The sequence below is a fragment of the Aristaeella hokkaidonensis genome, assembly GCF_018128945.1.
In the GTDB taxonomy this organism is placed as follows: Bacteria; Bacillota; Clostridia; order Christensenellales; family Aristaeellaceae; genus Aristaeella; species Aristaeella hokkaidonensis.
The window spans coordinates 2556168-2574839 of the sequence record NZ_CP068393.1 but is presented as its reverse complement, the minus strand read 5'-3'; the positions used below and the strand labels follow the sequence as shown (position 1 = coordinate 2574839).

Below are 18672 nucleotides of genomic sequence, written 5' to 3'. Positions count from 1 at the left end.
ACACAAGGAGAATACACAGACCATGGAACTGTTTGACCTGTATACCAAAGACCGGGTAAAAAACGGACGGACAATGGTGCGCGGCGAGCCGGTACCGGAGGACTGCTACCGGATCGTGGTGCATATCTGCATTTTTGACAGTGAAGGCCGGATGCTGATCCAGCAGCGCCAGCCCTTCAAGCACGGCTGGTCCAATATGTGGGACATTACGGTGGGCGGAAGCGCCATTGCCGGGGATGACAGCCGGTCGGCGGCGGAACGGGAGACCCGGGAAGAGCTGGGCCTGGAGATTGATCTTTCTGAAGTCCGCCCTTCTCTGACACTGCACTGGGAGCACGGTTTTGATGATTATTACCTGCTGACACAGGAGGTGGATCTGTCGACCCTGCACCTGCAGTATGAGGAAGTACAGGCGGTGCGTTGGGCCACCCGGGATGAGATTATGCAGATGATTGACGACGGGCAGTTTATTCCCTATGACAAGGGACTGATTGACCTGCTCTTCTTCCAGCGGAACCACCGTGGCGCGCATACCCGGCGGGATACAACGGGAGCCTGATCACTGAACAGATAAGAGGGAATATGGATAAAAGCACACTGTACGTTACTGACCTGGACGGAACCCTGATGCGGAGCAGCGGAACCCTGTCCGCGTATACTGTTTCGGTGATCAACCGGCTGGTGGAACAGGGCCTCGCGTTTACCTACGCCACAGCCCGTTCCGTGGAGAGCGCGCGAACCATTACCGGCGACCTGCGGCTGTCCCTGCCGGTCATCACCCGGAACGGCGCGGTGCTGGCGGACAATCAAACCGGAAAGCATCTGGAAAAGGCCCTCTTCACGGAAGAAGAGGTGAAGCTCCTGAAGGAAATGCTGCCGGAGCTGCCCCGTCTGGGCTTTGTCTCCTGCTTTTCCGGGGAGAAAATGTTTAAAACCTTCATGCCCGGAGAGCATACGCCAGGCTTTGAAAAATACCTGGAGTACTACAGGAACGATCCCCTGATGAAGCGGGCGGACACAGTGGATGATCTGTTTTTCGGCCAGCCTGGCTACGTTACCCTGATCGATGACAAGGAAAAGATGGCGCCGATCTATGAACGGGTCCGGCAGTACTCCGGCTGGGAATGCATTTTCCAGAAGGATACCTACTGGGAGGAGTACTGGGTGGAGATCTGCCCGAGGAACTGCACCAAGGCCAAGGCAATCCTGAAGATGAAGGAACGATATGGCTTTCAGAAGGTGGTTGTTTTCGGGGATTCCGTCAATGACCTGCCTATGTTCCGGGCTGCGGATGAAGCCTATGCGGTGGATAACGCGCTGGAGGAACTGAAAGGGATCGCGACCGGGGTCATCGGCCGCAACGACGAGGACGCGGTGGCGCGCTTCCTGGAAACCCGGGGCGCGGCGGCAAAAGGAAACTGACTGTAAGAGGAACCGGAAGGAAAATACCGGTTCCTATTTTTCTGAATGCGTCCTGTATTCATGGCTGTTCATAGAGGTATGATCAGCATGGAAAGATGCCAAACCGGCCGAAAGGGCGGAGAAAGGGATAAAGTGATGTACTGCGAGAAATGCAAGCGGATTTTTGAAGAAGAAAAATGCCCTGTCTGCTGGCACAGCCAGGTCCGGGAGCCTGAACCCGGAGACCTGTGCTTCCTGACGGAGCAGGATTATGTATCCTCCGGTATCCTGGAGGATGTGCTGAAGCAGGATGGAATCCCGTACCTGAGGAAGGACGTCATGGGCGCGGGGATGGCCATCAAGGTCGGTCCCATGCTGGACCGGGGCAGGTTCTACGTCATGTATGAAAAGCTGACGGACGCCCAGGCGGTGGTGGATGAGCTGTTCACCGGAATCCGGGAGGAAGCCGGACAGCCGGCGGACCAGGAGTGAGGATATGATTGCCGGTTTTGTGATCTGGAGTGCTGTGAGTCTTCTGCTGCTGGGAATCGGTATCTGGTGCTGGCGGTCGGAGAAAGCCGTGGGGTTTTATACCGGTGTAAAGCCGCCGGAGGTGACGGACGTCCGGGCATACAACCGCTCCGTGGGGATACTGTGGTTTGTCTACGCGCTGCTGTTTGAGCTGCTGTACGTTCCGCTGCTGATCCCGGCGCTGCATGATTCGGGCATCCTGTGGTTCGGCCTTGGAACGCCCGTGATCACAATCGGCCTGCTGGTCGGCTATCACCGTATCCTGCAGAAGTACAGAAAGGCATAAAACGTTTCGTTATTGGAAAAAACCGGGTCCTGTGATATATTGTTTTTATCAGAATGAAGAGAGGCTTTGCTTTATGTTCTTTGATGAAAACAGGCTCAGGGATCCGGATTTTTTTCGTGAAAACAGACTGGACGCGCATTCCGATCACGCGGTCGAGCCTGCATACCGGCTGTGCCTGAACGGCCTGTGGAAGTTTGCCCATGCCGTGAATCCCAGCCAGGTGATTCCGGGCTTTGAACAGCCGGAGCTGGACTGCCACGGCTGGGGTGATATCCATGTGCCTGCCCATATCCAGCTGGAGGGCTGGGGAACGCCCCAGTATGCCAATACGGAATATCCCTGGGACGGGCTGGCGGATATCCGGCCCGGAGAACTACCGGAAAACTTTAATCCCGTTGCCTGCTATGTGAAGTATTTCCGCCTGCCGGAGGACATGCGGGGCAAGCGGGTCTTTATCTCCTTCCAGGGCGTGGAGAGCTGCGTGGCCTTGTGGCTGAACGGAACCTATATCGGTTTCTCCTCGGACAGCTTTACGCCCCATGAGTTTGAACTTACAGACGCCCTTCGGGACGGGGAAAACAAGCTGGCCTGCCGGGTATACCGCTGGTGCTCCGGCAGCTGGCTGGAGGACCAGGATTTCCTGCGCTTTTCCGGTATCTTCCGGGATGTGTATCTCTACGCGGTCTCCTCCGTCCATGTGTGGGACCTGAAGATTGTCGCGGAGCCGGATGAAACCTTTACCAACGGCATCCTGCGCTGGCAGGCAAAGACGGAAACCCCCGCGGGAACCCGCCTGGCCGTCTGCCTGAAGGACGGGGATGAAGTGCTCGCAGAGGGCCGCGGGGAAGTCTCCGGCCGGATGGAATCGGAAGGAAGCCTCACGGCGGACAGGATCCGTCTCTGGTCCGCGGAGGATCCGTATCTCTATGAACTGCGGCTGACGCTGACTGCTCCGGACGGAACGGAGGAAACCGCCGTCCAGAAGGTGGGCTTCCGGAAGATTGAGATCCGGGACAGCATCATCCGGGTCAATGGCGTCCGCGTGGTGTTCAAGGGTGTCAACCGTCATGACTTCTGCGGTGAAACCGGCCGGGCAGTCACGGAGGAGAAGGTTCGCCGGGATCTGCTGACCATGAAGCGGAACAACATCAACGCAATCCGTACCAGCCATTATCCGAATGCCAGCATGCTTTACCGGCTGTGTGATGAGCTGGGCCTGTATATCATTGATGAAAACAACATGGAAAGCCACGGCATGTGGGACATGCTCTGGCAGGGTTATATCAAAATCGACCAGATGTTCCCCGGTGCGCAGAAGGCGTGGGAGCCGATGCTCCTGGATCGGATCCGCTCCGTTACGGAACGGGACCGGAACCATCCCAGCGTCATCATCTGGTCCTGCGGCAATGAAAGCCTGACCGGTCCCGTGATCCTGGCCATGAGCCGGGAGTTCAAACGGCTGGATCCCACCCGCCCCGTGCATTACGAAGGCGACCATCAGGTGGACTTCTTTGATCCGGCCCTGCGGCTCCGGGAAATCACCGATATTGAGACGGAGATGTATACCCCCGCCCACAAGGTCCGCGCATACCTGAAGGAGCATCGGGAAAAGCCCTTCATCCTCTGCGAGTATACCCATTCCATGGGCAACTCCAACGGCGCCATGCACAAATATACGGAGCTGGCATACGAAGAGGAACTGTATCAGGGCGGCTTTATCTGGGACTTTATTGACCAGGGCCTGGTCATGCGGGACCGTTTCGGAAAGGAAACGCTCACCTACGGCGGCGACTGGGATGACCGGCCGACGGACGGGATCTTCTGCGGCAACGGCATCGTCTTCGCGGACGGCCGGGAAACCCCGAAACTGCAGGAAGTAAAATATAACTATCAGGATATTGTGGTCCGGCCTGACGCGGAAAAAATGGAAGTCATCAACCGGCATATGTTTACCTCCACCGCGGCCTTCCGCTGTGTGGCAGTGCTGGCCCGGGACGGGAAGGAAATCGCCCGCCGGGAGATTGAAACCAACGTGGCGCCGCTCTCTTCCGCGGTGTATCCGCTGCCCTTCGGTAAACAGACTGAGCCGGGTGAGTATACCGTGACAGTATCCTTCCGCCTGCGGGAGGATAAACCCTGGGCTTCGGAAGGCTTTGAGACCGCCTTCGGCCAGGGCGTCTGGTCCGTGGAGGAAAAGGAACATACATGTCAGCACCTGAGCGGGGAACTCTTCTTCATGAACAGCCCGTGGAATATCACCGTGCGCGGCGATCATTTCAGCGTTCAGTTCTCCCGGCTTACCGGCGCGCTGACCTCCTACCGCTGGGGTGATACAGAATATTTGAAGGGACCGCTGCTGCCCAACTTCTGGCGGGCTCCCACCAATAACGACTACGGCAACCGTATGCCGCAGCGCTATGCCCAGTGGAAGATCGCTTCCCAGTACTGCACGGCGGGCTTTGATCCGGAAACGTCAAAGAAGAATGCTGCCGTACGCCCGCAGCAGGAAGCGGATGGCAGCGTGACCTTTACCATGACCTATGATCTGCCCACAAAGCCCGCAGCGTCCTGCGCGGTCACCTACCGGGTTCGCCCCTGCGGCCGGGTGGATGTGCGCATGGACTATGATCCGGTGAAGGAACTGGGTGAAATGCCGGAGTTCGGCATGATCACGAAGCTCAGCGCGGACTGCGGCCGGGTGCGCTTCTACGGCCTCGGACCGGAGGAAAACTATATTGACCGGCGGGAAGGTGCCCGCCTTGGTATCTGGGACTACCGCGCGGAGGAAAACCTGACGCCCTATCTGCTTCCCCAGGAATGCGGCAACCGGACCGGCGTCCGCTGGGCGGAGGTTACGGACGCGAAGGGACAGGGCCTGAAGCTGTGGCTGAACGGAGGAGAATTCTCCGCCCTGCCCTGGACACCCCATGAGATCGAGAACGCGGCCCATGGCTATGAACTGCCGCCGGTGAACTATACGGTGCTGAAGCTGAGCACACGGCAGATGGGGATCGCCGGTGATGACAGCTGGGGTGCACGCACCCATCCGGAATACCTGCTGGATGTATCCAGGCCGCTCCGCTTTGAATTCTCATTCAAGGGAATCTGATATGGATTGATAAAAAGAAGCATGGCCAGCGCCGTGCTTCTTTTTTATATTGATGTGTCGTGTATAAATAAATATATGTAATATATACTTGACACAGAGTCGCGTTTATGTTAATCTGCTATCGAAGGGAGGGGGTTCCAATCGCACGAAACCTGAAAATCAAAGCCGCCCGGGCTGAAAAGGATATGACCCAGAAGGCCCTTGCGGAGGCTGTCGGCATTTCCCGGCAGACGATGAACGCGATTGAACAGGGGGAGTTTAATCCGACCATCCGTCTTTGCCGCGCAATCTGCCGTGTCCTTGGGAAGAGTCTTGATGATTTATTCGGAGAGGAGAATGAAGATGAAGCATAATGGCAATAATGCCCTGGATGAAATGCAGGATCAGAAGATGCTGAAGATGGAAGAATACGGCTACTGGATTCTTTTCTGGGGCCTGGCGCTTGCGGTTGTCGTCCAGCTGCTGCTGGGCGGATCCATCCGGCAGGTCGCGGGGGAACTGATTGTCCTGCTGATTGGCGGCGCCTATGTGCTGGCCACTTCCCTGAAAAACGGCCTGTGGACAAGAAGTGCCACGCCGACCAGGAAGAGGAATGCCGCTGTCAGCATTATTCCCGCGGCAATCATCGGCGTGCTGAATGTGATTAAACTCATCCAGAAAAAGGATATCGGCACAAACGATATCCTGATCGCTGTTGCGTTTGCGGTTGGGACTTATATTGTCTGCTTTGTTGTCCTGGAAGTACTCAAGGTGCTGTATGAGAAAAGGCGTTCCAAACTGGATGACGTCGGGGAAGAGTAAGCTGATTCGGATACAAAAAGAAGCACGGCCTGCGCCGTGCTTCTTCTGTTAACGGATAAACTTTAATTACTGAGCCACCTGGATGGAGGAGATGATAGCAACCTTGGTGGCATCCCAGCCATCGTCGCCGTTCAGGGGCATGAAGTTGTAAACCAGCACAGAAGTGTCGGTAATCGGAACGATGAGGATATCGCAGTTCTTGGCTTCGTTTTCGCAGGCGACGCAGTCAATGCCGTTAATGGTAACGTTCTTGAAATTGGCGGTACCATTGGCGGAAAGACCGTTCAGATACTCTTCCAGGCTGGGGATGATCAGCGCGAAGACGGAGATAGAGTAATTGCCGTCCTCAGTGGCAAACACGGCAACCGGAGCAGGGTCGGCCTGGATCTGGTTGACATCGATAGCGGCCATGTTGTTGGGAACCCAGTACAGCAGGGTGGCCACATCCTGGAACGCAACCTGCTGGAAGGAGCCGGATTCCTTAACCTGATCTTCAACATCGGCCCAGTTGAGGGTGGGGATTTCTTCTTCCGCCAGGGCAAAGGAGCACAGCAGGCACAGGGCCAGTGCAAGGGCAAACAGCTTTTTCATAAAGCACCTCTTCTCTCAGGGGGAGCCCCTGATCTTTTTGATGATGTTCGTTCTATGACGACACAAACCTTGTTTATTATACAGAAAAAATCGAAATATGCAAATAAAACCACGTTTTCTACAAACGTTTACACAATCTTTGCCATTATCCTATTGACCGGCCGTGGATCCTTTGTATATAATGCGTGACGGATTGTATGTCTGAAAGGATCTGGTAGACATGAAAAAGATCATAGGCGCTGTTTTGTTACTTGTGCTGTTTTTTGCCCTGGGTTGTGCCCAGGCTGAAGGAAAAACAACCACCCTGCTGGTTTATATGTGCGGAACAGACCTGCAGGACGCGGGCTGTGAGGACCTGGTGGAGATGGCCGAGGTGGAAGCCGGAGACGCGATCAACGTGGTTGTGCTGGCCGGCGGCGCGAAGGAGTGGGACCTGGAAGACCTGAAGGGCAACCGCCGGACGCTGGCGGTGATCCGGGACGGTTACTTTGAGTCACTGGACGATTGGGGAAAAGGATCCATGGGTGACCCTGACAGCCTGGAAGAGTTCCTGCGCTACGGCCTGACGGAATATCCCGCGGACAGGACCATCGTGGTGCTGTGGGATCATGGCGCCGGTTCCGAGGGCGGCGTATGTTTTGACGAAACCGCGGATGACGACGGCCTGACGATTGCGGAGATCAACAGTGTGCTGAACACGCTGGATCAGTCGGTTCCGGGTTATCATATCAATATTTTCGGCTGCGACGCCTGCATGATGGCTACCTATGAAATGGCGGCCATGCTTTCCCATCATGATATCGGATACTATGTCGCCAGCGAGGAACTGGAACCCGGCACGGGCTGGTACTATACTGCCTGGCTGGATCTGCTGAAGAATGATCCCGATCTGTCAGATACGGATCTGTGCGGCGCCATTATCGAAAGCTACATGGATGAGGGCCTGAAGAATGATCCGGATGATTACCTGACGCTCAGCGCGGTGGACCTGTCGAAAATGAGCGCGCTGGAAACCCGCATGGAGCAGTTTGCCTCTGTGATGTCCGGCCAGATCGACAGCGGGAACATTTCCGCGATCCGCCGCGGCCGCAGCCGTATGTATACCTTTGGTTCCTTTGCGGATGGCAGCTGGGACATGGTGGACCTGGGTACCGCCCTGGATGCCTATGCCCAGTTCGACTCCGAAACCGCGGCTAACGTGAAGCGCAGCCTCTCCGAGGCGGTGATCCTGAGCAATCAGACGGCCAACCTGGGCACCTGCTCCGGCCTGTCCATCCTGATTCCCCAGGATACGACGGAATCCTTTGACGAGTATAAGGATGGTTTTGACCTGTCCGACGTGATCCCGAACTGGGTGGACTTCGTCAACGGTTATGTGGATCAGCTGCAGGGCGGAAGCTATCACATCAGCACTTCTTCCGCCTGCCAGATCACGGATGATATGGAATTCTCCGATTCGTTTGTTTCCTCCACCTCCTGGCTCTTCGGCGGCATGCTGTGGGATGATGAAGAAGAATGCTACACAGAGGACTATGAGGCGGAAGAATACAGCATCGGCGACAGCGATGAAGGTTTCACCGCTGTGGTTTCCCAGGAAGACCTGGCATACCTGGACTATGTGGAAGGTATGCTGCTCATGGACATGAGCGATGACGAAATGGAATGCTATGTGGACTTCGGCCTGATGCAGAACAACCTGATCGACTGGGAGTCCGGTACGGTGATCAGCCTGTATGACGGAACCTGGCCGGTCTTCGGCGGACAGCCGGTGCCGCTGTATGACCAGACGAGCAATGAACACAGCCGCCGCAGCCTGATCCCGGTGAAGCTGAACGGAGAATACACCTATCTGGTGGTGGTATTCCCGGCGGGCGGCACGGAAGGCCGGATCGTCGGCGCCAACGCCGGTTATGACGAGAACGGCCTGCCGATCCGTACAACCACCCGGCTGAAGCCCGGTGATGAGATCATCCCGGTCTACACCATGTACTATGCTTCCGAAGATGAGGAAGAACTGCAGGAAGCCGAGTTCGAAGGCGACAAGATCATCTGGCAGGACGGCATGACCGTCGCCTATGAGGATCTGAGCGACGAAGAGGAAGAACACGAAATGCTTTTCTGTTTCATCTTCAATGATATCTTCGGCGAAGACACCATGAGCGACATGATCTCCTTCGTGCTGTAATCGAAACCCTGCAAACCTTATAAAGGGTACGATTGACGCAATGCGGAGGTTTGTGTTAAAATGCCTATTGAAGTCTGTGGAATGGAGGAATTAATCATGAAACATATTAAGACTCTGAATACCCGTAATCTGTGTGAAAGCGCCAAGAAGGGCGGCTGCGGCGAATGCCAGACGTCCTGCCAGTCCGCCTGCAAGACCAGCTGCGGTATTGCCAATCAGCAGTGCGAGAACAAGAAGAGCGCGAAGTAATTAACCGGGTTATCACTTATGCCGCCTTTCGGCGGCATTTTATGTTATCGGAGAAAGAAAATGATTCATCGTTATCATCTGGACGACTGGTATATCGTCATTGACACCTGCTCCGGGTCTGTGCATGTGGTGGATGAGATCGCCTATGAGATCATCGGCTGCTATGAGGAGAAATCCCGGGAGGAGATCGTCGCGGAAATGGCCGCGCGCTTCGGGGAGGATCCCGCGGAGATCGGGGAGTGCTGGGATCAGATCACAGCCCTGAAAGAACAGGGAACCCTGTTCTCACCGGACGTGTTTGAACCTATGGCCGGAGAACTGAAGCAGAAAACCGCCGGCGTGGTCAAGGCCCTGTGCCTTCACGTCGCGCACACCTGCAACCTGAACTGTGCCTACTGCTTTGCCAGCCAGGGCAAGTATCACGGAGACCGGGCTGTCATGTCTTACGAGGTCGGCAAACAGGCCCTGGATTTCCTGGTGGCTCATTCCGGCACCCGGCGCAACCTGGAGGTGGACTTCTTCGGCGGCGAGCCGCTGATGAATTTTGACGTGGTGAAGCAGCTGGTGGCTTATGCCCGCAGCATCGAGAAGGAAAAGAACAAGAACTTCCGCTTCACCCTGACGACCAACGGCATGCTGATTGACGATGACGTCATTGACTTCGCCAACCGGGAAATGAGCAACGTGGTGCTCAGCCTGGACGGACGGAAGGAAATCCACGACCGCTGCCGGGTGGACTATGCCGGAAACGGCAGCTGGGACCGGATCGTGCCGAAGTTCCAGAAGCTGGTTAAAGCCCGGGAAGGCAAGAACTATTATATGCGGGGTACCTTTACCCACGCGAATCCGGATTTCCTGAAGGATATCCAGACCATGCTGGATCTGGGCTTCACGGAGCTGAGCATGGAACCTGTGGTCTGCGCGGAAAATGATCCCGCAGCCCTGACGCAGGAGGACCTGCCTGTTGTGCTGCAGCAGTACGAGGACCTGGCCCGGCTGATGCTCCAGCGGAAGCGGGAAGGCAGGCCCTTTACTTTCTACCACTACATGCTGGATCTTTCCGGCGGCCCGTGCATCTACAAGCGGATCTCCGGCTGCGGATCCGGTACGGAATATATGGCAGTGACCCCCTGGGGCGATCTGTATCCCTGCCATCAGTTTGTCGGAGAGGAAGCCTTCCGCCTGGGCGACGTCTGGCAGGGCGTGACCAACACCGCTGTACAGCAGGAGTTCGCTTCCTGCAATGTGTATGCCCGGGAAGAGTGCCGGGACTGCTGGGCCAAGCTTTACTGCTCCGGAGGCTGCGCGGCCAATGCGTATCACGCGACCGGTTCTGTCCGGGGCGTGTACAAATACGGCTGCGAGCTGTTCCGCAAGCGGATGGAATGCGCGATCATGCTGCAGGCTGCCTTGCAGGCAGATGCTGAGGAACAACAGGATGGAAACGCCGATCTGTGATTTTGTCCGGGAGTACGCGGAATCCGATCCCGTGCGTATGCATATGCCGGGACATAAAGGAAAGACGCTGACCGGCCCGGAGGCATTCGATCTGACGGAGATCGGAGGAGCGGACGTGCTGTACCGCTCCGAGGGGATCATCCGCCGGAGCGAGGAGAATGCCGCCTCCCTGTTCGGAACCGCCCGTACGGTTTATTCCGCGGAGGGATCTTCCCTCTGTATCCGGGGAATGCTGTACCTGGCGCTGCTTTCCGCGAAACAAAAGGGAATTCCCGCACGACTGCTGGCCGGGCGGAATGCCCATCATACCCTGATGACCGCCGCGGCACTGCTGGACCTGGACGTGGACTGGCTGCTGCCAGCTCCGGGAGAAGACCTGCTTTCCTGTGCCGTTTCTGCGGAGATTCTGGATCGGGCACTGGAACAGAAACAGTATATGGCGGTTTACCTGACTTCCCCGGACTACCTGGGAAGGCGGGTGGACCTGCGGGAGGCCGCGGAGGTCTGTCACCGTCACGGGGTACCTCTGCTGGTGGACAATGCCCATGGCGCTTACCTGAAATTCCTGCCGGAGGACAGCCATCCGATTACCCTCGGGGCAGACGCCTGCTGTGATTCGGCCCATAAGACCCTGTCCTGCCTGACGGGCGCGGCTTATCTGCATCTGTCCGCGAACGCTCCGGAAGACTGGGTGGAAAAGGCAGAACAGGCGATGTCCCTGTTCGCTTCCACAAGTCCTTCCTGGCTGATCCTGCAGTCCCTGGACCGGATGAACCGGGAGCTGGCAGGAGATTATCCGGTGCGCCTGCGCCGGATGACGGAAAAACTGAAGGCACTGAAAAAGACCCTCTGCGAGGAGGGCTGGATGCTGGCCGGGGATGAACCGATGAAGCTGACGCTGTGTACGGCTGATCGGGGATATACCGGGGAGGAACTGCATGACATGCTGCGGGATCACGGTATTGAATGCGAGTTTGCCGACCGGGAATACCTGGTGATGATGCCTTCCGCGGATACGCCGGAGGGAGACCTGGAACGGCTGCTTTCCGCCCTGCGGGGAATTCCGCGCAGGAAGCATGTGAAGGAAACCCCGCCGGAACTGCCGGTGCCGGAGAAGGTCCTGTCGATCCGGGAGGCCATGTTCTCCCCGCGGGAAACCCTGCCGGTGAGCCTGGCTGTCGGCCGGGTGCTTGCGGATGCCTGTGTCAGCTGCCCGCCCGCGGTCCCAGTAATCATCGCGGGAGAAAGAATTACGGAGCAGGCCGCGGAATGCATGAAGTACTACAACATCACAGAGTGTGATGTTGTAGTCAATTCATAATTCACAATTCATAATTCATAATGATTATTTACTTTGTGGCAGTGCTGATGACAAACACACTGCCTTTTTAATCGAAAAAAGAGCACAAGAAAAAAGAAACTGTAATTGTGAATTATGAATTATGAATTGTGAATTACGCATTGGAGCAGATCATTTCATGATCTGCTCCAATGCGTATAACGCCGCCAGGTGGGCGGGATACAGGGCGTAGCCGATCCAGCGGGGAAGCTTCAGATCCTTTTTGAAGGGAATCAGGATGAACGGCAGGGCGAGCAGCGCGTAGGTTTCCATCCGCAGGAAGGCGGACAGCGGCTGGGAGAGGACGGCCGGAAGCGCGTCCATGTTGATGGGAAGGCCGAACAGGCTCTTCGTGATGCTGTAGGAAGATCCCCAGAAGAGGAAATAGGAAACCATGACCGCGGCAATGCCCGGACGGCTTTCCTGTACCGCATAGAGTATGATGAACAGCAGCACGCCCCGCCAGCCGTAGTCCGCGCCCAGGAAGATGGCCAGCGCCATTGCGGCCACAGGCGCCCAGATCTGGCTCAGGTATTTTTTCTCCCGGATGCCCCACAGGGCACAGAGACCCAGGAACAGCGTAAGGAAGATGTTAGGCTGCCTCCAGGTGTGATTCAGGGCAATCATGTACAGCGGCTGGGAAACAAGGCCTGTAATCAGGATACGCAGCAGGTACTTCGGTACGCTGCGGGTATAGTGAAAACCGACAATCATGCACCAGGCATAAATTGGAAAGGCAATCCGGCCCAGGATCCGCATCTCCGGCACGGCGGGGAAGCACATCTTGCCGGCATGGTCGATGAACATGAACACCAGGGCGATGATTTTCAGCCAGGTGGTTGCGGTATTGCCTGCCGGCTTCCTGGACCTGGATAAAACGGAAGTCTCCATGAAAATATCCTCCTGCGGGGATTGCTCTCCGGCTACTACATATGGAACAGAATACAAGGATTATACCACGTTTTGTGGTTTCGGGACAGGCCTCCGGAAGAACTGAAAAAAGCAATAAAAAAAGCTTGCCAACCGTTGATTTCTTTGATATAATCCGTATCTGGCACATCCTTGCGCTGCAGAAAGCAGCGCCAAAAGTCCGTGAGGAGGTGAAAGAATGATGAACAGGTATGAAATGATCTACATCATCGACGCTGATCTGGAGGAAGCCGCCCGTAAGGAACTGATTGAGAAGGTTTCCGCGCTGATCACTAACAACGGTGGTGAGATCGAGAAAGTCGATGAAACATGGGGCAAGCGCCGCCTGGCCTATGCGATCGACTACAAGACCGAAGGCTGGTACGTGCTGGTGAACTTCAATGCACCGGTCGAACTGCCCCGCGAGCTCGAGCGTAACCTGCAGATCAACGAGAACGTTCTCCGTTATCTCGTGATCAAGCTGGTCGAGAAGCGTTCTTCGGTGAAGCCCCGTGCCGAAAGGCCGGCTCCCGTTGCCGCTCCTGTGGATGAAGCTCCCGTTGCTGAGGAAGCCGCTCCTGCAGTTGCTGCAGAAGAAGCTCCCGCTGCTGATGCAGAGTAAGTCTGAGAGGAGAGGGAAACATGAATAAGCTGACAATCATCGGAAACCTGACCCGTGATCCTGAACTGCGTACCACCACTACCGGTGTGAACGTTTGTGACTTTACCGTTGCGGTAAACCGCAGACAGCGCCGTGATGCTCAGGGCGGACAGCCTGAAGCGGATTTCTTCCGCGTGACTGCCTGGCGTGAGCGCGGAGAACTCTGCGCCAAGTATCTGGCGAAGGGCCGCAAGGTCTGCGTTATCGGACCGGTCAGCGTCCGTACCTTTACAGGCAACGACGGCACCACCCGTGCCAGCCTGGAAGTAACGGCTGATGAAGTGGAATTCCTTTCTTCCCGGAATGACGGAGAAGCCGGCGGCTATGCTGCTTCCGCTGCTCCCGAAGCTCCCTCTGCTGATTCCCAGGCAGCCGGTTTCACTGCTGTGGAAACCGATGAGCTGCCGTTCTAACGCTCGAAAAGGAGGATAAAGCCAATGTCTGAAGAACGTGGCGAAAGAAGACCGCGCCCCCGCGGAGGACGTCGTCCCCGCCGGAAGGTTTGCAGCTTCTGCGTTGACAAGATTGAATACATCGATTACAAGGATATCAACCGCCTGCGCCGCTTCACCAATGAGCGCGGCAAGATTCTGCCCCGCCGGATGAGCGGCAACTGCGCCAAGCATCAGCGTCAGCTGAGCGAGGCCATCAAGCGCGCACGTGCCATCGCCTTGATGCCCTACACGGTGGAATAAGATGTATCAGAAAACTGCTCCGGAAACCGGAACAGTTTTTTTAATTCATAATTCATAATTCACAATTCATAATTATGCTGGTTTGTTCAGGCGGCTTTGACAAAAAAACAGCACGATCGTTTTGCTTGTCGTGCTGTTTTGCTTCAGGTGTAAAACACTATGCATTGTGCATTGATCAGGGATCAGAGATCCCTGATCTCATAGTCACAGGCGACGGAGGCGCTGCGTACCTCGTGCATCCGCTTTTTTACGGGCAGATGCACCGGATGGGTCTGGTAGGCGTCGAAGGCCTCCCGGGTCTCAAACTCGGTAATCAGGGCCAGGTCATAGGAACGCTCGCTGTGCAGGAAGTCGGCGCCGGCTTCCAGGCTGACCATGCCTTCGATTTTCCCCTTCATGCCGTAGAAGTTTTTGACCAGCTGGGGAATCTCATCCTTGAATTCATCCTTGATTTTGAACATGACGATGTGACGGATCATTGGTTTTCTCCTTTGTTTATTGTTTTCCAAGCTTTCACTGTGTTTTCCGGCGTTGTCATTAGGTATTGCCGTACCTGTGCCAGTTTCTTTTTGCTGATACCATATTCTCTGTTGATCTGTCCATGCTGTTTTGCATCCATGACTCGTGCGCGTAGAACATAGGATAAATGGGCATCCGCATGTTTCGCGGGCAGCAGGGAGGCTGCAAGTTCTTCAATCATATGATCCCGAGTGAAGTTTCCGTTGCCTGCCCGGATTTCTGTTGTTTCTCTGCGAATCCGTTTAATTTCCGAAACAGCAATGGCCAATGCAAATCCGCCGAACAGTGCACACATCACCCAACGGACAAGATCGTTTTGTCCCAGAAAATGCACAGCCACAGCCAATACAGCCAGTAGTATCGGATATTTCAGCGCCTTCATGAGCTGATGCTTCGGTTCTCTGCGTGTTGCAATCCATGCATCGATACAGGATGAACACAGGCTGATGTTCAGCACTTCACCCATCGCCTGATACTTCTGAATTTTTCTTCCGCTGCGCACCGTCATGGTGCGAAAGGCCACAATCGGATAATCAGTGGCTCCTCCATTTCCGCATTTCTTACAGATGTATTGTTCAGGCATATGGTTTCCTCCGAGATTATGATGTTTCGAATTGTTTTCAAAAAGGGTGCCAGCCGGAAAACCAGGCTGGCACCCGGAAAACGAGATAAAATGCCCGTCAGACATGAATCAGTGAAAGAAGAACGGAGGAGATCAGCAGGATGATTGCACCGCCGATCCGGCTGGAGATCTGCGCGAAAGGCATCAGTTCCATGCGATCCGCAGCAGACAGACACGCCACGTCGCCTGTGCCACCCATGTTGGCCATGCACAGGCCTGCGGTGATTGCTGATTCCACTGGATAGAAGCCCACCAGTTTTCCGATTAATCCGGAACCGATTACTGCACCGAGAACTGTCACCAGACACAGCACCACATACGTGAGCGTAAACTGGGAAATCACATCTTGCAGCGGTACATAGCAGGCACCGATACCGATAAGGAGCATGGGTGTCAGGTTCTTGGAAATAAATTGGAACCACTGGTAACAGCCAATTTCACAATCATCATCCAGCCATCCGAACACCTTACACAAAGCTACGGAAATGATCATCCATGCATAGGAATGGATCTTGGGCAGGAATTGACCATTCGGCAGGATCATGTTGAAGAACTTGTTGATGATAATGCCCAGGCAGAAGAATGCGCCGCTGACAAACAGTCCGATGCCCAAACGCTTTAGATCGATCTTTTCGCGTTTAGCTACTTCTTCCTCGCTTAGATCATACTCATGCGGATCATTGGACTTGTTCACCAGCAAAGCACCCTGGCCGTTCCATCCTTTACCCTTGACAATTTTGGGTAACAGGCCGGCCGTTACAATCGCAAACAGATTGCCGATTGCTACAGCAGGAACCATTCTGGCCAATGCTTCTGCGGCAGAAAGCGTGGATCCTGAATCAAAGATCTTGGAGAGCGGTACAGCACCTGCGCCCATTCCGCCGCCCATGATCGGAAGGCCGATAAAGATCAGCGCTTCTTTGGCACCGTATCCGATGATCAGACCCATCAGAGCAACCAGTCCGAACGCTACGGCGACACCGCCCAGGATTGCAGGTAGGTAACGAGCTGATGCTTTCATCAGCAGTTTTTTGTTCATGCCCAGGATAGAACCGCAGATCAATGCGGCAATATACCAATCCAGGAAACCACCGGTTGAAGCAAAGAAGGTATACATGCTCCCACTGATTTCCGTTGCTTTACCTTCATGGGGCGTTGCAAGCACCAGGGATGTCGGGAACAATTGAAAATATACCATGATGCTGGCAGCAAAAATACATACGATGGCGCCGCCACCCAGATAGTCTTTGACAATTGGTGTCCGGTTGCCGATTTCATTGAAGATGGCACCGAGTAGAATCATCAGCGAAAAGCAACCGAGCATAGCGCCGGGCAGGTTGGTTTTTACACCCACATCGTCACCTTTGATGTTGATCGGCACATACAGGGTAATCAATACAATGGCGGCAAATATGGCAAAATAGTACCATTTCATGCCAAACAGCTGGAACGGTTTTTTCTCCTTGGGTGCGGTAGTCACAGACATTCCTCCTTCAATCGTATTGGGAAACCGAAACCGGGGTTAAATCCTGGCAACGCCGCTGTTGCGTGCTGCCTTCGCAACCGCCGCTGCCACGGCGGGTCCGATCCGTTTGTCAAAGGCCAGGGGGAGAATGTAGTCGGATTTCAGCTCTTCGTCCGACACCAGTCCGGCCAGGGCCAGGGAAGCGGCCATCTTCATTTCCTCGTTGATGTCTGTGGCACGGACGTCCAGTGCGCCGCGGAACAGGCCGGGGAAACACATCACGTTGTTGATCTGGTTGGGGTGATCGCTCCGGCCGGTGCCGACCACGGCGGCTCCGGCGGCCAGGGCTTCGTCCGGCTCAATTTCCGGGGTGGGGTTGGCCATCGGGAAGATGATCGGGCCTTCGGCCATGGAGCGGACCATATCCTGGCTGACGATGTGCGGCGCGCTGACGCCGATGAACACATCCGCGCCCTTCATCGCGTCCGCCAGCTTGCCGGAGAACTTCTCCGGATTGGTGATCTTCGCCATGGCTTCCTGGGCGGGATTCATCTGTTCACCCTCGCACAGGATACCGAAGCGGTCCACCATCTTCATATGCTTCACGCCCAGGTTCAGCAGGTGCTTGCCGATGGCAATGCCTGCGCTGCCGGCGCCGTTGATCACGACTTTCGCTTCGCCGATGTCCTTTTTGACCACTTTCAGGGCGTTGATCAGGGCAGCACCCACAACCACGGCTGTACCGTGCTGGTCGTCATGGAACACGGGAATATCGCACAGCTCCTTCAGCCGGCGTTCAATCTCGAAGCAGCGGGGTGCGGCAATGTCCTCCAGGTTGATGCCGCCGAAGCTGCCGGAAATCAGGTAGATGGTCCGTACGATCTCGTCCACATCCTTGCTGCGGATACAGATCGGGAAAGCGTCCACGTCGCCGAAGGCCTTGAACAGGGCACATTTGCCTTCCATCACGGGCATACCGGCTTCCGGGCCGATATCGCCCAGGCCGAGCACCGCGGTACCGTCTGTAATCACGGCAACCAGATTATGCCTGCGCGTCAGCGTGAAGGACTTGTCGTAATCCTTCTGGATTTCCAGACAGGGCTGGGCAACGCCGGGCGTGTAGGCAAGGGAAAGATCGTCTTTGGTTTTTACGGGAACACGGGAAACAACTTCAATTTTACCCTGCCATTCGCCATGCAGACGCAGGGACTCCTCAGCGTAATTCAAAGGGATGCCCTCCTTATAAAAAATGTTTTTTGGTTGTATTCATTATAATGGAGAAATCGGAAAATAACAAGACCAAATATGGCATGCAAATGAAGGCTCCCGTTGAAAAAATCATTTCCGGAAACGTGCCCTCATTAAAGGTTTGATACCGCCGGCTTCCAGGATCATCATGGCCTGCTCGCCCAGCTGTTCGCAGGGATAGCTTTCTCCGGTTTCTGCCACGGTGACGGTTCCCTGCTCCAGATCGAGCGTGATTGTCTGTCCTGCGGCTGTGTGACTGCTGATGCCTTTGCAGATGACCGGCAGCAAACCCAGGTTTACCGCGTTGCGGAAAAAGATCCGGGCGAAGGAATCTGCCAGCACGGCTTTGGCGCCCATGGCCAGGAGGGCAATCGGTGCATGTTCCCGGCTGGAACCGCAGCCAAAATTCCGTCCGGCAACAACAATGCCGCCCTGCGGAAAGGAAGGAGCGATTTCTTTGCTGACTCCTTCGAGACAGTGGCTGCCAATCTCTTTGGGATCTGTCAATGCCAGGTAACAGCCGGGATAGATCTGGTCTGTATCAATATTGTCGCCCACGACGATGATTTTACCTGTCAGTTTCGTTTCCATCACATTATCCTC

The 18672-nt window shown here is 55.4% G+C and carries 22 protein-coding genes; 15 read left to right on the top strand and 7 right to left on the bottom strand.

The features are described 5' to 3' along the window. Positions 1-22: 22 nt before the first annotated feature. From JYE49_RS11780 to JYE49_RS11750, 7 genes are all read left to right on the top strand, one after another. The gene (locus tag JYE49_RS11780; protein WP_093957297.1) at positions 23-559 is read left to right on the top strand and encodes an NUDIX hydrolase; all 537 of its coding nucleotides are present in this window, start codon (positions 23-25) and stop codon (positions 557-559) included. 23 nt (positions 560-582) lie between these two features. Next, positions 583-1422, top strand: coding sequence for an HAD family hydrolase (locus tag JYE49_RS11775; protein ID WP_093957298.1), 840 nt, complete (start codon positions 583-585; stop codon positions 1420-1422). 87 nt (positions 1423-1509) lie between these two features. Then, positions 1510-1893: a hypothetical protein gene (locus JYE49_RS11770; protein WP_143754494.1), complete on the top strand. Its 384-nt coding sequence runs from the start codon at positions 1510-1512 to the stop codon at positions 1891-1893. A 4-nt stretch (positions 1894-1897) separates the two neighbouring features. After that, positions 1898-2218 carry a hypothetical protein gene (locus JYE49_RS11765; protein WP_093957300.1) on the top strand — a complete coding sequence of 107 codons (321 nt, stop codon included), beginning with the start codon at positions 1898-1900 and terminating at the stop codon, positions 2216-2218. Positions 2219-2291: 73 nt separating this feature from the next. Further along, entirely contained in the window at positions 2292-5327 is a 3036-nt protein-coding gene (gene lacZ, locus JYE49_RS11760) for a beta-galactosidase, LacZ type (protein WP_093957301.1), read from the top strand. A gap of 140 nt (positions 5328-5467) precedes the next feature. Next, positions 5468-5680 carry a helix-turn-helix transcriptional regulator gene (locus tag JYE49_RS11755; RefSeq protein ID WP_093957567.1) on the top strand — a complete coding sequence of 71 codons (213 nt, stop codon included), beginning with the start codon at positions 5468-5470 and terminating at the stop codon, positions 5678-5680. After that, positions 5664-6128 (top strand): DUF6773 family protein, encoded by a 465-nt coding sequence (locus JYE49_RS11750; protein ID WP_143754495.1) that lies wholly within the window; start codon positions 5664-5666, stop codon positions 6126-6128. The genes JYE49_RS11755 and JYE49_RS11750 overlap by 17 nt, the downstream gene beginning before the upstream one ends. Before the next feature lie 66 nt (positions 6129-6194). Here the strand turns inward: JYE49_RS11750 and JYE49_RS11745 are convergent, their stop codons facing one another. Next, the gene (locus JYE49_RS11745; protein WP_093957303.1) at positions 6195-6719 is read right to left on the bottom strand and encodes a hypothetical protein; all 525 of its coding nucleotides are present in this window, start codon (positions 6717-6719) and stop codon (positions 6195-6197) included. A 220-nt stretch (positions 6720-6939) separates the two neighbouring features. Between JYE49_RS11745 and JYE49_RS11740 the strand changes: the two genes are divergently transcribed. From JYE49_RS11740 to JYE49_RS11725, 4 genes are all read left to right on the top strand, one after another. Further along, on the top strand, positions 6940-8904 hold the full coding sequence (locus JYE49_RS11740; RefSeq protein WP_093957304.1) for a clostripain-related cysteine peptidase: 1965 nt from the start codon (positions 6940-6942) through the stop codon (positions 8902-8904). A gap of 96 nt (positions 8905-9000) precedes the next feature. Further along, a complete protein-coding gene (gene scfA / locus JYE49_RS11735) occupies positions 9001-9153 on the top strand; it encodes a six-cysteine ranthipeptide SCIFF (RefSeq protein WP_093957568.1) in 153 nt (50 codons plus the stop codon). 60 nt (positions 9154-9213) lie between these two features. Continuing rightward, the gene (gene scfB, locus JYE49_RS11730; RefSeq protein ID WP_093957305.1) at positions 9214-10611 is read left to right on the top strand and encodes a thioether cross-link-forming SCIFF peptide maturase; all 1398 of its coding nucleotides are present in this window, start codon (positions 9214-9216) and stop codon (positions 10609-10611) included. Further along, complete coding sequence (locus JYE49_RS11725; RefSeq protein ID WP_283399382.1) at positions 10574-11932, top strand: Orn/Lys/Arg family decarboxylase; 1359 nt, start codon at positions 10574-10576, stop codon at positions 11930-11932. The genes scfB and JYE49_RS11725 overlap by 38 nt, the downstream gene beginning before the upstream one ends. A gap of 150 nt (positions 11933-12082) precedes the next feature. Here JYE49_RS11725 and JYE49_RS11720 read toward each other — a convergent pair whose 3' ends face one another. After that, positions 12083-12841 carry a TraX family protein gene (locus tag JYE49_RS11720; protein ID WP_093957307.1) on the bottom strand — a complete coding sequence of 253 codons (759 nt, stop codon included), beginning with the start codon at positions 12839-12841 and terminating at the stop codon, positions 12083-12085. A gap of 41 nt (positions 12842-12882) precedes the next feature. Between JYE49_RS11720 and JYE49_RS11715 the strand changes: the two genes are divergently transcribed. From JYE49_RS11715 to rpsR, 4 genes are read left to right on the top strand one after another with little or no spacing between them, the layout of a single operon-like run. Continuing rightward, on the top strand, positions 12883-13062 hold the full coding sequence (locus tag JYE49_RS11715; RefSeq protein WP_093957308.1) for a hypothetical protein: 180 nt from the start codon (positions 12883-12885) through the stop codon (positions 13060-13062). Continuing rightward, positions 13059-13481 (top strand): 30S ribosomal protein S6, encoded by a 423-nt coding sequence (rpsF, locus tag JYE49_RS11710; protein WP_283399383.1) that lies wholly within the window; start codon positions 13059-13061, stop codon positions 13479-13481. Before JYE49_RS11715 ends, rpsF begins: the two co-directional genes overlap by 4 nt. Positions 13482-13501: 20 nt before the next feature. Continuing rightward, positions 13502-13933 (top strand): single-stranded DNA-binding protein, encoded by a 432-nt coding sequence (locus tag JYE49_RS11705; protein ID WP_093957309.1) that lies wholly within the window; start codon positions 13502-13504, stop codon positions 13931-13933. 24 nt (positions 13934-13957) lie between these two features. Further along, positions 13958-14215: a 30S ribosomal protein S18 gene (gene rpsR, locus JYE49_RS11700; RefSeq protein WP_093957310.1), complete on the top strand. Its 258-nt coding sequence runs from the start codon at positions 13958-13960 to the stop codon at positions 14213-14215. A gap of 182 nt (positions 14216-14397) precedes the next feature. Here the strand turns inward: rpsR and JYE49_RS11695 are convergent, their stop codons facing one another. From JYE49_RS11695 to JYE49_RS11675, 5 genes are all read right to left on the bottom strand, one after another. Next, complete coding sequence (locus tag JYE49_RS11695) at positions 14398-14694, bottom strand: Dabb family protein (protein WP_093957311.1); 297 nt, start codon at positions 14692-14694, stop codon at positions 14398-14400. Then, entirely contained in the window at positions 14691-15317 is a 627-nt protein-coding gene (locus JYE49_RS11690) for a hypothetical protein (protein WP_093957312.1), read from the bottom strand. Before JYE49_RS11690 ends, JYE49_RS11695 begins: the two co-directional genes overlap by 4 nt. A gap of 97 nt (positions 15318-15414) precedes the next feature. Continuing rightward, positions 15415-16836, bottom strand: coding sequence for a 2-hydroxycarboxylate transporter family protein (locus JYE49_RS11685; protein WP_283399384.1), 1422 nt, complete (start codon positions 16834-16836; stop codon positions 15415-15417). A 42-nt stretch (positions 16837-16878) separates the two neighbouring features. Then, a complete protein-coding gene (locus tag JYE49_RS11680) occupies positions 16879-18048 on the bottom strand; it encodes an NAD(P)-dependent malic enzyme (protein ID WP_093957314.1) in 1170 nt (389 codons plus the stop codon). Positions 18049-18159: 111 nt separating this feature from the next. Beyond that, positions 18160-18660 carry a LeuD/DmdB family oxidoreductase small subunit gene (locus JYE49_RS11675; RefSeq protein WP_093957315.1) on the bottom strand — a complete coding sequence of 167 codons (501 nt, stop codon included), beginning with the start codon at positions 18658-18660 and terminating at the stop codon, positions 18160-18162. Positions 18661-18672: the final 12 nt, after the last annotated feature.